Source organism: Amycolatopsis sp. EV170708-02-1 (assembly GCF_022479115.1).
GTDB lineage: Bacteria > Actinomycetota > Actinomycetes > Mycobacteriales > Pseudonocardiaceae > Amycolatopsis.
The window spans coordinates 5618858-5636005 of the sequence record NZ_CP092497.1 but is presented as its reverse complement, the minus strand read 5'-3'; the positions used below and the strand labels follow the sequence as shown (position 1 = coordinate 5636005).

1 protein-coding gene and 1 pseudogene are annotated in these 17148 nt (G+C 72.8%); both read left to right on the top strand.

The genetic code is table 11. The annotated features are described in order from the left end of the window. Positions 1 to 17: 17 nt before the first annotated feature. Positions 18 to 10858 (top strand): annotated as a pseudogene (locus tag MJQ72_RS45175) (SDR family NAD(P)-dependent oxidoreductase); the annotation flags it as partial. A gap of 83 nt (positions 10859 to 10941) precedes the next feature. Then, complete coding sequence (locus tag MJQ72_RS45170) at positions 10942 to 17148, top strand: type I polyketide synthase (RefSeq protein ID WP_396426872.1); 6207 nt, start codon at positions 10942 to 10944, stop codon at positions 17146 to 17148.

The window sequence follows — 17148 nt, the reverse complement described above, 5'->3', positions numbered from 1 at the left end:
AACACCCTGGAGCTGCGATGTCCACATCCGAGAACAAGGTCGTCGAGGCCCTGAGGGCGGCGCTGAAGGAAGCCGACCGCCTGCGCGGGGAGAACCGGCGCCTGACCGGCGAGCCCATCGCGATCATCGGCATGGCCTGCCGTTACCCGGGCGGGGTCCGCTCGCCGGAGGAGCTGTGGGACCTGGTCGCCGGGGAACGCACCGGCCTCACCGGATTCCCGGCCGACCGCGGCTGGGACCTCGACGGGCTCTACGACCCCGAGCAGGGCAAACCGGGCAAGAGCTACGTCAGGGAAGGCGGTTTCCTGCACGACGCCGCCAGGTTCGACCCGGCGTTCTTCGGCATCTCGCCGCGTGAGGCGCTGGCGATGGATCCGCAGCAGCGGTTGCTGCTGGAGATCTCCTGGGAGGCGATCGAACGCGCGGGGATCGCCCCGGATTCCCTGCGGGGCAGCCGGACCGGCGTGTTCGCGGGGGTCATCCACAACGAGTACTCGGCCATCGCGGGCACGCCGCCCGCGGATCTCGAGCCGTACCTTGGCAACGGGAGTTTCGCGAGCATCGCCTCCGGCAGGGTTTCCTACACCTTCGGGCTCGAAGGCCCTGCGGTCACCGTCGACACGGCGTGTTCGTCTTCGCTGGTGGCGCTGCATCTGGCGGCGCAGGCGCTGCGGCAGGGCGAATGCTCGCTGGCGCTGGCGGGCGGGGTGACCGTGATGGCCAACCCGGCGGCCTTCGTGGACTTCAGCCGTCAGCGTGGGCTCGCGCCGGACGGCCGGATCAAGGCGTTCGCCGAAGCCGCCGACGGCACCGCTTGGGGTGAAGGCGCGGGCATGCTGCTCGTCGAGCGGCTTTCGGACGCCAAGCGCAACGGGCATCGCGTCCTCGCCGTCGTGCGCGGATCCGCGGTGAACCAGGACGGCGCCTCGAACGGGCTCACCGCCCCCAACGGTCTTTCGCAGCAGCGGGTCATCCGGCAGGCGCTGGCGAACGCGCGGCTCGCACCGTCCGATGTGGACGCCATGGAGGCGCACGGCACGGGAACCCGGCTCGGCGACCCGATCGAGGCGCAGGCGCTGCTGGCCACCTACGGCCAGGACCGGACCACCCCGCTCTGGCTCGGCTCGGTGAAGTCCAATATCGGGCACAGCCAGGCCGCGGCCGGGGTCGCGTCGATCATCAAGCTAGTCGAGGCGATGCGGCACGGCGTGCTGCCGAAGACGCTGAACGTCGACACGCCGACGTCCCATGTGGACTGGTCCGAGGGCGCGGTCTCGCTGCTGACCGAGGCCGAGCCGTGGCCGAAGGCGGATCGCCCCCGGCGGGCCGCGGTGTCCTCGTTCGGGATCAGCGGGACGAACGCGCACGTCGTCCTCGAACAGCCCGCCGCCGAAGAAGAACCGCCCTCCACCCTCGCGGGCCCGGTTCCGTTCGTGCTGTCCGGCAAGACCGAGGCCGCGCTGCGCGAGCAGGTGGCGCGCGTGCGGGAACTCGCGCGGCACTCGGACGTCACCGCGGCGGATCTCGCGTTCTCGCTAGCCACCACGCGGGCCGCGCTGGACTATCGGGCCGCCGTCGTCGGCACACTGGACGACCTGCACACCGCCACTTTGGTGGAAGGGCGGGCGACGGACGGCGGGACGGCGTTCCTGTTCACAGGTCAGGGCAGTCAGCGGCTCGGGATGGGTCGTGAGCTGGCCGAGCGTTTCCCGGTGTTCGCCGAGGTCTTCGATGATGTCTCGTCACGGTTCGAGCGGCCGATCAAGGAGCTGACGGCCGAGGAGCTGAATCAGACGGCGAATACGCAGTGTGCGTTGTTCGCTTTCGAGGTGGCGTTGTTCCGGTTGGTGGAGAGCTGGGGCATCCGGCCGGACTTCTTGGCCGGGCATTCGGTGGGGGAGATCGCGGCGGCTCATGTCGCGGGTGTGCTGTCTCTCGATGACGCGGTGACGTTGGTGTCGGCGCGGGGCCGGTTGATGCAGGCCTTGCCCACCGGCGGCGCGATGGTGGCCTTACAGGCGACGGAAGCCGAGGTGACGCCGCTGCTGACCGAGCGGGTTTCGTTGGCGGCGATCAACGGTCCGGAGTCGGTGGTGGTCTCGGGTGACGAGGACGCCGTCGCCGCGGTGGTGTCGCACTTCGAGGGACGCAAGAACAAACGACTCGTGGTGAGCCACGCGTTCCACTCGCCGCTCATGGAGCCGATGCTCGACGAGTTCCGTGCGGTGGTGGAGGGGCTGACCTTCGCCGAGCCACGGATCCCGATCGTGTCCGGCGGCTTGGCGGAGGTGTCCACTTCGGACTACTGGGTCCGTCATGTCCGTGACGCGGTGCGGTTCCACGATTCGGTCGAGTTCCTGGCAGCAGAGGGTGTCACCCGGTTCCTGGAGATCGGCCCCGACGCCGTCTTGACCGCCATGGCCAAGGAAAGCGCCGAGGACGCGGTCGTGTTCCCGGCGTCGCGGCGGGACCGCCCCGAGGTGGCGACCCTGCTGACGGCGGTCGCCGGATTGCACGTCCACGGGGCCGAGGTCGACTGGGCGCCGCTGTTCCCCGGGGCCCGCCGTGTCGACTTGCCCACTTATCCGTTCCAGTACGAGCACTTCTGGCTCGAATCCGGTGCCGCTCATCGTGACGTCTCCGCCGCCGGGCTCGACGCGTCACCGCATGCTCTGCTCGCCGCAGCCGTCCGGCCGGCGGGCGAGGACGAGATCCTGCTGACCGGCCGGATCTCGCTGAGCACGCTGCCGTGGCTGGCGGACCACGTCGTCGGCGGGAACGTGCTGCTGCCGGGCACGGCGTTCGCGGAACTCGCGCTCGCGGCCGCCGACGAGGCCGGTTGCGAAGCCGTCGAGGAACTGAATCTGGAAGCGCCGCTGGTGCTGCCCGGCAACGGCGGTGTCCAGCTGCAGGTCGCGGTCGGGGCCGCCGATGACCAGGGCAGGCGCTCGGTCACCGTGCACGCCCGGCCTGAGGACGACGACGTCTGGGTGCGGCACGCCTCCGGCGTCCTCGGCACCGGACCGTCCACACAGGACGAGATGACCGAGTGGCCGCCTTCGGGGCGGAACCGGTCGACATCGACGGCTTCTACCCGGACCTGGCGGCCGAAGGGCTGGGCTACGGTCCTGCCTTCCAGGGTGTCCGTGCCGTCTGGACCCGCGACGGCGACGTGTTCGCCGAAGTCCAGGTGGACGACACTCCCGGCACCTTCGGGATCCACCCCGCGTTGCTCGACTCCGCCCTGCACGCCATCGGTGTCGGCGAGTCGCGGGGGCTGGAGATCCCCTTCGCCTGGTCGGATCTCCGCCTGCACGCCGACGGCGCGACCGTTCTCCGGGTCCGGCTCAGCCCCGTGGGCGACGGCGCGGTCTCCGTTTTCGCCACCGACCCCGCCGGAGCGCCGGTGCTGTCGGTCGGTGCGCTCAGCCTGCGGGCCCCGGCCGCCGCGGCCGCCTCGATTCCCCGCGACTCGCTGTTCCGCGTCACCTGGACGCCGGTGGCGACGCCGGCCGGGACCGGTGAACCGACCGTCGAGTCCTTTGTGGACATCGCCGATGTCCGGCATGCGACGACGCACGCCAGGGAGATCGCCGTGGAACCGGGCGAGGATCCCGTGGTGTTCCTGACCAGCGGAGCGTTCACCGATCCGGCGCAGGCGGCGGTCTGGGGGCTGGTGCGCTCGGCGCGGGAGGAGTATCCCGGCCGGTTCGTGCTCGTCGACGCCGACGATCCCGCCGCGCTCACGGCCGGGATGCTGGCCGGGATCGTGGCTTCCGGCGAGACCGAAGCCCTCGTGCGCGACGGCGAGGTTCGCGTTCCGCGGCTCACCCCGGTGCGCGAGGGCGAAACCGGGCCGGGCTGGGATCCGGCGGGAACCGTCCTGATCACCGGTGGCACCGGCGCGCTCGCCGCCGAACTCGCCCGGCACCTCGTCACCCGGCGCGGTGTGCGGAACCTGATCCTCGCCGGCCGACGCGGTCCCGCCGCGGACGGCGCGAGCGAACTGGTCGCCGAACTGGCGGATCTCGGCGCCCAGGCCCGGATCGTCGCCTGCGACGTCGCGGACCGCGCCGAACTGACGGCGTTGCTCGACGGCGTTCCGCTGACCGCCGTCGTCCACGCCGCCGGTGTCCTCGACGACGGACTGCTCGCCGACCTGAGCCCGGACCGGTTCGAGACCGTGTTGCGGTCCAAAGTCGACGCCGCGCTCCTGCTGGACGAACTGGCCGGCGACGCCCACCTCGTGTTCTTCTCCTCCGCGGCCGGTGTGCTCGGCAGCGCGGGGCAGGCCAACTACGCCGCCGCCAACGCCGCCCTCGACGCGGTGGCGGCGCGCCGCCGGGAACGGGGACTGCCCGCGACCTCGCTCGCGTGGGGGCTCTGGGAGACCGGCGACGGGATGGCGGGAGCGCTCGCCGGGGCCGATCGCGCGCGGATGGCGGGCTCCGGTCTCCTGCCGCTCCCGGTAGGCGACGCCTTGACCCTGTTCGACTTCGCCGTGGGGACGGAGGAAGCACTGTTCGTGCCGATGCGGCTCGACGTGCCCGCCCTGCGCACGAGCGTCACGGACGTCCCGCTCCTGCGGGCCTTCGCCGGGAAGTCCCGGCGGACCGCGTCGGCCGCCCCCGCCGCGCGGGAGCTGCGTGACCGGCTGGCGTCCCTGTCCGCCGAGGAGCGGGACCGGGAACTGCTCGCGCTGGTCCGCGGCCAGGTCGCCGAGGTGCTCGGCCACCGGGACGCCGGGTCCGTCGAACCGGCCCGTCCGTTCCGGGAGCTCGGTTTCGACTCGCTGACCGCGGTGGAACTGCGCAACGGCCTCAACGCCGCTTCCGGGCTCCGGCTGCCCGCGACCGCGGTGTTCGACCACCCCACCCCGAAGGCACTCGCGGAGCTGCTCGCCGCCGAACTGTTCGGCGCCGCGCCCGACGTCCCGGTTCACACGCCCACGACCGCGGCCGACGAGCCGATCGCCATCATCGGGATGGCGTGCCGCTATCCCGGCGGGGTCGCCTCGCCCGAGGACCTCTGGCGGCTGGTCGCGGAGGGCCGCGACGGCATCTCGCTCTTCCCGGCGGACCGCGGCTGGGATCTGGACGGCCTCTACGACCCGGACCCCGGCAAGGCGGGGAAGAGCTACGTGCGCGAAGGCGGATTCCTGTACGAGGCCGGTGATTTCGACGCCGGCTTCTTCGGGATCTCGCCGCGTGAGGCACTCGGCATGGACCCACAGCAGCGGCTGTTGCTGGAGGTTTCGTGGGAGGCCTTCGAGCGGGCGGGGATCGACCCCGGAACGCTGAGGGGCAGTGACACCGGCGTCTTCGCCGGGCAGATGTACCACGACTACCTCACCGGCGCCACGGTCGTCCCCGACGACGTCGAGGGCTACCTCGGCACCGGCAACTCCGGAAGCGTGCTGTCCGGGCGGGTTTCCTACACCTTCGGGCTCGAAGGCCCGGCGGTCACCGTGGACACGGCGTGCTCGTCGTCGCTGGTCGCGCTGCATCTGGCGGCACAGGCGCTGCGGCGTGGCGAATGTTCGCTCGCGCTGGCGGGCGGGGTGACCGTGATGGCGACCCCGGAGACCTTCGTCGACTTCAGCCGTCAGCGGGGCTTGGCGCCGGACGGCCGCTCGAAGTCCTTTTCGGACGGTGCGGACGGCACGTCCTGGTCCGAAGGCGTCGGCATGCTGCTCGTGGAGCGGCTCTCGGACGCCGAGCGCAACGGGCACCGGATCCTGGCCGTCGTCCGGGGTTCCGCGGTGAACCAGGACGGCGCGTCGAACGGGCTGACCGCCCCGAACGGTCCTTCGCAGCAGCGAGTGATCCGGCGCGCCCTGGCCGACGCACGACTGGAACCGTCCGAAGTGGACGCCGTCGAAGCGCATGGGACCGGGACCACGCTGGGCGACCCGATCGAGGCGCAGGCCCTGCTGGCGACCTACGGCCAGGGTCGGGAGGACGCCGCGCTGTGGCTCGGGTCGATCAAGTCGAACATCGGGCACAGTCAGGCCGCCGCCGGGGTGGCGGGCGTGATCAAGATGGTCGAGGCGATGCGCCGTGGTGTGCTGCCGAAGACGCTGCACGTCACCGAACCGTCGTCCCATGTGGACTGGACGGCGGGAGCGGTGTCCCTGCTGACCGAGGCCCGGCCCTGGCCGGAGGCCGGACGGCCCAGGCGTGCCGCTGTGTCGTCGTTCGGGATCAGCGGCACCAACGCGCATGTCGTCCTGGAGCAAGGCCCCGCACCGGTAGGGGTCGCCGAAGCGGGCGAGAGCACGATGCCGTTCGTCCTGTACGCCGGGAGTGAAGCGGCCCTGCGCGACCAAGCGCTGCGGTTGCGGGACTTCTTCGCCGAGACGCCCGCCGCCTTGGCCGACGTCGCCTTCTCGCTCGCGACCACCCGCGCGGCCCTCGAACACCGGGCCGCCGTCGTGGCCGGAGACCGCGAAACCCTGCTGGCAGGGCTGGAAAATCTCACCGTCATCGGCCGCGCGACGGAGGGCCGGACGGCGTTCCTGTTCACGGGTCAGGGCAGTCAGCGGCTCGGGATGGGGCGTGAGCTGGCCGAGCGTTTCCCGGTGTTCGCCGAGGCTTACGACGAGGTGTGTTCCCGGTTCGAGCAGCCGATCAAGGACTTGACGGCCGAGGAGCTGAATCAGACCGCGAACACGCAGTGTGCGTTGTTCGCGGTCGAGGTGGCGCTGTTCCGGTTGGTGGAGAGCTGGGGTGTCCGGCCGGACTTCCTGGCCGGGCACTCGGTCGGTGAGATCGCGGCCGCGCATGTCGCGGGTGTGCTTTCCCTCGACGATGCCGCCAAGCTGGTGTCGGCGCGGGGCCGGTTGATGCAGGCCTTGCCGACCGGCGGCGCGATGGTGGCCTTGCAGGCAACGGAAGCCGAGGTGACGCCGCTGCTGACCGGGCGGGTTTCGCTGGCGGCGATCAACGGTCCGGAGTCGGTGGTGGTCTCGGGTGACGAAGACGCCGTCGCCGCGGTGGTGTCGCATTTCGAGGGACGCAAGAACAAACGACTCGTGGTGAGCCACGCGTTCCACTCGCCGCTCATGGAGCCGATGCTGGAGGAGTTCCGCGCGGTCGCCGACAGTTTGTCGTATGGGACGCCGCGGATTCCGATCGTGTCGGGGGCTCTTGTCGATGTGTCCACTTCGGACTACTGGGTCCGTCACGTCCGTGACGCGGTGCGGTTCCACGATTCGGTGAAGTTCCTGGAAGCCGAAGGGGTCACGCGGTTCCTGGAGATCGGGCCGGACGGTGTCCTGACCGCGATGGCCAAGGAGAGCGCCGAGGACGCGGTCGTCGTTCCGGCACTCCGGCGCGACCGGCCGGAGGTGGAGACGCTGCTGACGGCCGCGGCCGGACTGCACGCCCACGGCGTGGACGTCGATCTGACGGCCCTGCTCGACGGTGGCCGTCCCGTCGACCTGCCCACCTACGCTTTCCAGCACCGCCGCTTCTGGCTCTCCTCCGCGGGCGGCGCGGCGGGCGACGTCACCGCCGCCGGGCTCGGCACCCCCGATCATCCGCTGCTCGGCGCGGCCGCGGCACTGCCGGGGGACGGCGGGTTCCTGCTCACCGGCCGGTTGTCCGGGCATGCCCAGCCGTGGCTGGCCGAACACCGGGTCGGCGGCGTGGTCCTGCTGCCCGGCACCGCGTTCGTCGAGATCGCCCTGCGCGCGGGGGACGAGGCGGGCTGCGGCCACCTCGAAGACCTCACCCTCGAAGCGCCGCTCGTCCTGCCCGAGCGCGGTGCGACTCAGCTGTCCGTGCTGGTCGGCTCGGCCGACGACACCGGTCGCCGGACCGTCGAGATCCACTCGCGCGAGGAGGGCGAAGACGGCTGGCAGCGGCATGCGACCGGGCTGCTGTCGGCCGCCGGAGCCGCCGAACCTGCCGGGTTGACCACCTGGCCGCCGCAAGCCGCGGAAGCCGTCTCGGTGGAGGACGTCTACGAGCGGCTCGCCGCCACCGGTCTCGAGTACGGGCCCGCTTTCCGTGGCCTCCGCGCGGCGTGGCGAGCGGGTGAAGACCTGTTCGCGGAGGTCGACCTCCCGGAGGACCAGCACGCCGACGCCGCCCGGTTCGGCCTGCATCCGGCGCTGCTCGATGCCGCGCTCCACACTCTCGCCCTCGCGGGCGGCGACGACGGCACGCGGCTTCCGTTCGCCTGGTCCGGAGTGCGCCTGCACGCCGCGGGCGCGACCCGGCTCCGCGTCCGGCTGCGGCCGGCCGGCCCCGACGGGTTCGCGGTCCTGGTCGCCGACGGCACCGGCCGCTCGGTCGTCTCGGCCGAGGAACTGACGCTGCGCGAGATCTCGGGCGACGCCTTGGCGCGCAAGGGACACGACTCGCTCTACCGGGTCGGCTGGCGTCCGGTCCCGCTCCCGGAGACCGGCGAAGCACTGGAATCCGTTTTCTCCGTGCCTCGCGGCGGCGACTCCGCCGAGCGTGTCCACGAGACGACGGCCGCCGTCCTCGAAGCCGTCCAGCGGTGGCTCGACGACGAGCTGGGCGGCCCGCTCGTCGTCCACACCCGGGGCGCGGTCGCCGCGGGCGACGGCGAAGCGGTGACCGACCTCGCGCACGCCGCGGTCTGGGGACTGGTGCGCGCTGCGCAGTCGGAGAACCCCGGGCGGTTCGTGCTCGTCGACGCCGAGACCACGCCCGACGGCCGGGTCCTGGCCGTCGACGAGCCGCAGCTCGCCCTGCGGGACGGCCGGGCCCTCGCGCCGCGGCTGGCCACCACCGCCTCGTCCACGGAACTCACCCCGCCCGAGGGAGCCTGGCGGCTGGACACCACCGGCCGCGGCACCCTGGAGAATCTCACGCTGGTGCCGTCGCCCGAAGCGGTCGCGCCGCTGGCCGAAGGCGAGGTGCGGATCGCGGTGCGGGCCGCCGGGCTCAACTTCCGCGACGTCCTGATCGCGCTGGGCATGTACCCCGGCGCGGCCACCCTCGGCAGCGAAGGCGCGGGCGTGATCACCGAGATCGGGCCCGGCGTCACCGGACTCGACGTCGGCGACCGCGTGTTCGGCCTGATGTCGAACGGGTTCGGGCCCCAGGTCGTCACCGATCACCGGACGCTGGCGAAGATGCCGGAGGACTGGTCGTTCGCTACGGCGGCCTCGGTCCCGATCGTGTTCCTCACCGCCTACTACGGCCTGTTCGACCTCGCGCGGCTCGAAGCGGGGGAGTCGATCCTGGTGCACGCGGCGGCGGGCGGCGTCGGCATGGCCGCGACCCAGCTGGCCCGCCACGCCGGGGCCGAGGTGTTCGGCACCGCCGGTCCGGGCAAGTGGGACACCTTGCGTGCCAACGGTTTCGACGATGCCCACCTCGCCTCCTCGCGTGACCTCGGGTTCGAGGAGAAGTTCCGCGCCGCCACCGCCGGACGCGGTGTCGACGTCGTCCTGAACTCGCTGGCCGGCGACTACGTCGACGCGTCCCTGCGGCTGCTGGCTCCCGGCGGGCGCTTCGCCGAGATGGGCAAGACCGACATCCGCGAACCGGGGGAGACCGGGGTCGAATACCACCCCTTCGACGTGATCGACGCCGGACCCGAGCGCATCCACGAGATGCTCGCCGCGCTGCTGGAGCTGTTCGCGGCCGGGGCGCTGACGCCGTTGCCGGTCACCGCCTGGGACGTCCGGCGCGGCCGTGACGCGTTCCGTTTCCTCAGCCAGGCCAAGCACGTCGGCAAGAACGTCCTGACGATGCCCGCCGCTCTCGATCCCGAGGGCACCGTGCTCGTCACCGGGGGAACGGGAGCGCTCGGCGCGCTCTTCGCCCGGCATCTGGTGCGCGAACGCGGCGTCCGGCGGCTGCTGCTGACCAGCAGGCGCGGCCACGACGCCCCGGGTGTAGCCGAGCTGGTCGCCGAACTCACCGAGGCGGGCGCGTCGGTGACGGTCGAGGCGTGCGACGCTGCGGATCGCGACGCGCTCGCCGCCGTCCTCGCCCGGATCCCGGCCGGGCATCCGCTGACCGGGGTGGTGCACACTGCGGGTGTCCTCGACGACGGCCTCGTCGGCTCACTGACCCCGGAGCGGCTGGCGAAGGTGTTGCGGCCGAAGGTCGACGCGGCGCTGAACCTGCACGAACTGACCAGCGGCGCGGATCTCGCCGAGTTCGTCGTGTTCTCCTCGGCCGCCGGTGTCTTCGGCAACGCGGGGCAGGCGAACTACGCCGCCGCGAACGGTTTCCTGGACGCGCTCAGCGTCCGGCGTGCCGTGCAGGGGTTGCCCGCGCGATCGCTGGCGTGGGGCCTGTGGGCCGAGACGGGCGGGATGGGCGGCACGCTCGGCGAGGCCGAACTGACCAGGATGGCCCAGAGCGGAACCCCCGCACTGTCCACAGAGGACGGCCTGGAGCTCTTCGACGCCGCGAGCGCGCTGGCGGAACCGGTCCTGGTGCCGATGCGCTTGGACGTCGCCGCGATGGGCGCGGAGGGACTCCCGCCGTTGCTGCGCGGCCTCGCCCGCGGCCAGGTACGCCGCGCCGCGTCCGCCGGGACCGCCGGTGACGCGGACTCGTTGCGAGACAAGCTTCTCGCGGTCCCCGTCGCCGACCGGGAGGCGCTGCTGGTCGACCTCGTGCGCGGCCATTCCGCGACCGTGCTCGGGCACACCGGCGCGGACGCGGTCGAGGCCACGCGATCCTTCCAGGAGATCGGGTTCGACTCCCTGACCGCCGTCGAACTGCGCAACCGGCTCACCGCCGCCACCGGGCTGCGGCTGCCGGCGACGCTGATCTTCGACTACCCGACCCCGGAAGCGCTCGCCGCCCATATCGGTGACGGCGTCCTGGGTTCGCAGGGCGGGCCCGAGACCGGGCAGGCGGCGGTGACGGCCGACGAACCGATCGCGATCGTCGCGATGAGCTGCCGGTTCCCCGGTCACGCCGATACCCCGAACGGCTCTGGGCATTGCTGGCGGAGGGCCGGGACGCGCTGGGCGAGTTCCCCGCCGACCGCGGCTGGGACCTGGAGCGGTTGTTCGACACCGACCCGGACCGCCGGGGCACCTCCTACACCCGCCAAGGCGCCTTCCTCGAATCCGCGGGGGAGTTCGACGCGGGTTTCTTCGGGATCTCGCCGCGTGAGGCGCTGGCGATGGATCCGCAGCAGCGGCTCCTGCTGGAGACGTCGTGGGAGGCGTTCGAACGCGCCGGGATCGACCCGGCGACCCTGCGCGGCAGCCGCACCGGCGTGTTCGCCGGGGTGATGGACAACGAATACGTGTCCGGTTCGGCGGAAGTCCCCGACGGGGTCGAGGGCTACCTGGCCACCGGCACCTCGGCGAGTGTCGCCTCGGGCCGGGTTTCCTACACCTTCGGGCTGGAAGGCCCGGCGGTCACCGTCGACACGGCGTGTTCGTCGTCGCTGGTCGCGCTGCATCTGGCGGCCCAGGCACTGCGGCAGGGCGAATGCACGCTGGCGCTGGCGGGCGGGGTGACCGTGATGGCCACACCCGGCACGTTCGTCGAGTTCAGCCGTCAGCGCGGCCTGGCCGCCGACGGCCGCTGCAAGGCGTTCGCCGACGGCGCCGACGGCACGGGCTGGGGTGAAGGCGCCGGGATGCTGCTCGTGGAACGGCTTTCCGACGCCCGTCGCAACGGGCATCCGGTCCTCGCGGTGCTGCGGGGCAGCGCGGTCAACCAGGACGGCGCGTCGAACGGCCTCACCGCGCCGAACGGTCCTTCGCAGCAGCGGGTGATCCGGCAGGCCCTGGCGAACGCGCGGCTCGAACCGTCCGAAGTGGACGCTGTGGAAGCGCACGGCACCGGGACCACACTGGGTGACCCGATCGAGGCGCAGGCGCTGCTGGCGACCTACGGCCAGGACCGGGAACGGCCGTTGCTGCTCGGCTCGGTCAAGTCGAACATCGGGCACACCCAGGCCGCCGCCGGGGTCGCCGGGGTGATCAAGATGGTGCTCGCGATGCGGCATGGGACGCTGCCGCGCACGCTGCACGTCGACGCGCCGACTTCGCGGGTCGACTGGGCGGAGGGACGGGTGGTGCTCGCGACCGAGCCGACCCCGTGGCCGGAGACCGGCGGCCCGCGCCGGGCGGCGGTGTCGTCGTTCGGGATGAGCGGCACCAACGCGCACGTCGTCCTCGAACAGGCCGAACCGGTCGAGACACGGGACGAACCGGCGCCCGGGCTGCTCGGTGACGTCGTCGCCTGGCCGCTTTCGGCGAAGGAACCCGAGGCCGTGGCCGCGCAGGCCGCACGGCTGAAGTCGTTCCTGACCGGCGAACGTCCGGTGGATGTGGCCTACTCGCTGGCGACCGCGCGGACCACGCTGGAACACCGGGCGGTCGTCGTCGGCGAGGATCCGATCGCCGGGTTGGCCGCGCTGGCCGCGGGTGAGCCTTCGGGTTCGGTGGTGACCGGGACCGCGACCAGCGGGAAGCCGGTGTTCGTCTTCCCCGGCCAGGGTTCGCAGTGGGCCGGGATGGCGGTCGAGCTGCTGGCGTCCGCGCCGGTGTTCGCCGAGTCGATGGCCGAATGCGAAACGGCTCTTCTGTCCTCTGTGGACTGGAAGCTGACCGAGGTGCTTTCGGACGCGGCCGCGCTGGAGCGGGTCGACGTCGTGCAGCCCGCCTTGTTCGCGGTGATGGTGTCGCTGGCGCGGCTGTGGCGTGCCAGTGGCGTCGAACCGGCCGCCGTCGTCGGTCACTCCCAGGGCGAGATCGCGGCGGCGTGTGTCGCCGGCGCGCTGTCGCTCGACGACGCGGCGCGGGTGGTCTGCCTGCGCAGCAAGGCGATCACGGCGCTTTCGGGCCGGGGCGGCATGGTCTCCGTCGCCGCTCCTGAAGCGCGGGTCCGCGAGCTGCTGCCCGACGGTGTCTCGCTCGCCGCGGTGAACGGCCCCGCGTCGGTGGTGGTGTCGGGTGACGTCGCCGGTCTGGACGCGCTCATGGCCGCTTGCGAGGCAGGCGGATTGCGTGCGAAGCGGATCCCGGTGGACTACGCGTCACATTCCGCGCACGTCGACGCCATCGAACAGGACGTGCTGACCGCGCTCGACGGTATCGAGCCGCGGGTTCCGGAGATCCCGTTCTACTCGACGGTGGCGGGGGAGCCGCTCGATCCGGTGGTGGACGCGGCGTACTGGTTCCGGAATCTGCGCGGGACCGTCCACTTCGGACAGGCCGTCCGGCGGCTGCTCGACGACGGCTTCCGGTTCTTCGTCGAGGCGAGCCCGCATCCGGTGCTGGTCACCGGGATCGCCGACACCGCCGAAGACGCGGGAGTACGCGCCGTCGCCGTCGGCAGCCTCCGCCGGGACGAGGGCGGGCCGCTCCGGTTCCTCACCTCGCTGGCCGAGGCCCACGTCCACGGCCTCAGCCCGGACTGGGCGGCGCTGGCCCCCGGCACCCGCGTCGACCTGCCCACCTACGCCTTCCAGCACGAGCACTACTGGCTGAGGACGCGGTCTTCGGCCGATCCCGGGCAGGCCGGTCTGGACGACGGCGGGCATCCGCTGCTCGGGGCCGTCGTCCCACTGGCGGGCAGCGACGGCCTGGTGGCCACCGGCCGGATCTCGGCGCGGAACCAGACCTGGCTGCCCGACCACGCCGTCGGCGGCGCGCCGCTGCTGCCCGGCGCGGCACTCGTGGACCTGGCGCTCGCGGTGGGGGAACGCACCGGTTGTGGCCGGATCGCCGAACTGACCATCGAGGCGCCGCTCGTCCTCGGGGAGTCCGGGAGCGCGCGGCTGCAGATGACCGTCGGGGCACCCGGCGACGACGGCACCCGCGAGGTCGCCGTGTACTCCCGTGACGAAACCGGTGGCACGGACTGGCTCCGGCACGCGACCGGTCTGCTCGCCGCGGACGGGGAGACGCCCGTGGCGGAGCTGACCCAGTGGCCGCCCGCGGGAGCCGAACCGATCTCCCTCGAAGGGCACTACGAAGGCCTCGCGGAACTGGGCTACGGCTACGGTCCGGCGTTCCGAGGGCTGCGCGCCGCGTGGCGCCGGGGTGACGACGTGTTCGCCGAAGTCGCGCTCCCGGAGGACCGGATCGCCGAGGCCGCCGCGTTCGGCCTGCATCCCGCGCTCCTCGACGCCGCCCTGCACGCGCTGGGCTTCGGCCTGCTCCCCGACGACGGACGGCTCCGGCTTCCGTTCTCGTGGAACGAGGTCTCGCTGTCGGCCGTCGGCGCGCCGAGCCTGCGGGTCCGGCTTTCCCCGGCCGGGGAGGACGCGGTGACGGTGGATCTCGCCGACTCCGCCGGGGCACCGGTCGCCTCGGTCGGCTCCGTGGTGTTCCGGCCGGTGGACGAGGCGCAGCTCGCCGGTGCCCGGCGGGATCCGGCGGAGTCGCTGTTCCAGGTCCAGTGGACGGATCTGTCCACAAAGGACGCCGTCGCGCCGTCGATCGTCGTGCTCGGCGAAGACTGCGCGGATCTCGCGGAGCTCGCCGCGGATATCGACGCGGGCAGGCCGGTACCCGACGTCGTGCTCACGACCTGCGCACCCGTCACCGGCGACCTCGCCGAGGGCGCGCGCGCCGCGGCGAGGGACGCGCTGGCGCTCGTCCAGAACTGGCTGGCTGACGACCGGTTCTCCGGGGCCAGGCTGGTCTTCCGCACCTCGGGCGCGGTCTCGGTGACCGCGGACGAACCGGTGTCCGACCCGGCCACCGCGACCGTCTGGGGTCTCGTACGCACGGCACAGGAGGAGAACCCCGGTCGGTTCGGTCTTCTCGACACCGATGGTTCCGTCCCGGGTGAGGCGCTGGCGCTCGACGAGCCCCAGCTCGCAGTGCGGGCCGGAACGGTGCTCGGCGCCCGGCTGGTCAAGGCGTCCGCAGACACCGCGCTCGTCCCGCCCGCCGGCAGCGAGGCGTGGACGGTCGACACCCTCGGCGGCGGCACCCTGGAGAACCTGGTGCTGCGGGACCGGCCCGATCTGCTGGCCCCGCTCGCCGACGGGCAGGTCCGCATCGCCGTGCGCTCGGCCGGGCTCAACTTCCGGGACGTCGTGGTGGCCCTCGGGCTCGTCCCCGGCCAGGAAGGCATCGGCGGGGAAGGCGCGGGCGTGGTCACCGAGACCGGCCCCGGCGTCACCGATCTGGCGCCGGGAGACCGCGTGCTGGGCATGTTCGACGCGTCGTTCGGCCCGGTCGCCGTCGCCGACCGGAAGCTGATCGCGCCCGTCCCGGACGACTGGTCGTTCACCGAGGCCGCGTCGGCGCCCGTCGCGTTCCTGACCGCCTACGTCGGCCTGGCCGACCTCGGCGAGCTGCGGCCGGGGCAGACCGTGCTGATCCACGCCGCCGCCGGTGGCGTCGGGATGGCCGCGGTCCAGCTGGCGCGGCACTTCGGCGCCGAGATCTACGTGACGGCCAGCCCCGCGAAATGGGACACGCTGCGGGCGATGGGCTTCGACGACGACCACATCGCGTCCAGCCGGACCCTCGATTTCGAGGACAAGATCCGCGAAGCGACCGGCGGCCGTGGGGTCGACCTGGTGCTGGACTCGCTGGCCAGGGAGTTCGTCGACGCGTCACTGCGGCTCGTGCGCGAAGGCGGCCGGTTCGTGGAGATGGGCAAGACCGACATCCGCGACGCGGACGAGGTCGCGGCCGCGTATCCCGGCGTCACCTACCGCGCGTTCGACCTGATCGACTCCGGGCACGACCGGATCCAGGAGATCCTCGGCGAACTCCTGGCACTGGCGGACAAGGACGTGGTGCGGCCGCTGCCGACCACCGCTTGGGACGTCCGGCGCGCCCCCGAGGCGTTCCGGTTCCTCAGCCAGGCCAAGCACACGGGCAAGATCGTGCTGGAGCCGCCCGCCGTCCTCGACCCCGAGGGCACGGTACTGATCACCGGTGGCACCGGCGTGCTGGGCGGCCTGTTCGCCCGGCATCTGGTGACCACGCGCGGCGTCCGGCATCTGCTGCTCGCCGGCAGGCGCGGGCTCGACGCCGAGGGTGCGCAGGACCTGGTCTCGGAGCTGACCGGCCTCGGGGCCACGGTGACCGTCGTGGCCTGCGACGTCGCCGATCGCGCCGCCGTCGCCGGACTGCTCGGCTCCGTGCCGCCGGAGCATCCGCTGACCGCCGTGGTGCACACCGCGGGCGTGCTCGACGACGGGCTGATCCCGGCGCTGACCCCGGACCGGCTCGACACCGTGCTCCGGCCGAAGGTCGACGCCGCGGTCCACCTGCACGAACTGACCCGCGACCTCGGACTGGCCGCGTTCGTGCTGTTCTCCTCGTCCGCGGCGACGTTCGGCGCCGCCGGACAGGGGAACTACGCGGCGGCCAACGCCTTCCTCGACGCACTCGCCCAGCACCGCCGGGCCGAGGGGCTCGCCGGGCAGGCGCTGGCGTGGGGCTTCTGGGCCGAGCGGAGCGCGATGACCGGCCACCTCGACGAGGCGGACGTGGCCAGGATGAAACGATCCGGGGTCAGCCCACTGTCCTCTGTGGAGGGTCTGGCGCTGTTCGACGCGGCAGGGGAACGGGACGTCGCGGCGCTGGTGCCCGTGCACCTGGACACCACCGCGCTCCGCGGCGAAGTGCCCGCCCTGCTGCGGGTTCTCGCGGGCGCACCGGCCAGGCGGATCGCGGGAGCGGCCGCCTCGACTGGGCCGTCGCTCGCGCAGCGGCTGGCCGCGCTGCCCGCCGCGGACCGGGAGCCGTTCCTGCTGGACCTGGTGCGCTCGCACGCCGCGGCCGCGCTCGGCCACGCGTCGGTCGCCAAGGTCGGCCCGGACCTGGCCTTCCGCGACCTCGGCTTCGACTCGCTGACCGCGGTCGAGCTGCGCAACCGGCTCGGCGCGGCGACCGGGCTGCGGCTGCCGTCCACGCTGGTCTTCGATCAGCCGAGCCCGGCCGCGCTCGCCCGGCATCTGCTCACGGAACTGGGCGAGCCGGCGGGCGCCGAGCCCGAGGTGGCGGTGCTGGCCGACCTCGACCGGCTGGAGACCGCGCTGGCCGCCGCGGTCACCGACGACGAGACCGCGGACCGGATCACCGACCGGCTGCGCGCGGTGCTCGCCCGGTGGACCGAGGCCCGCGGCCCGGCCGGGGACGAGGGCGACGGCGATCTGGCCGACGCCAGCGCCGACGAGCTGTTCGACATCTTGCACAAGGAATTCGGAAGGTCGTGA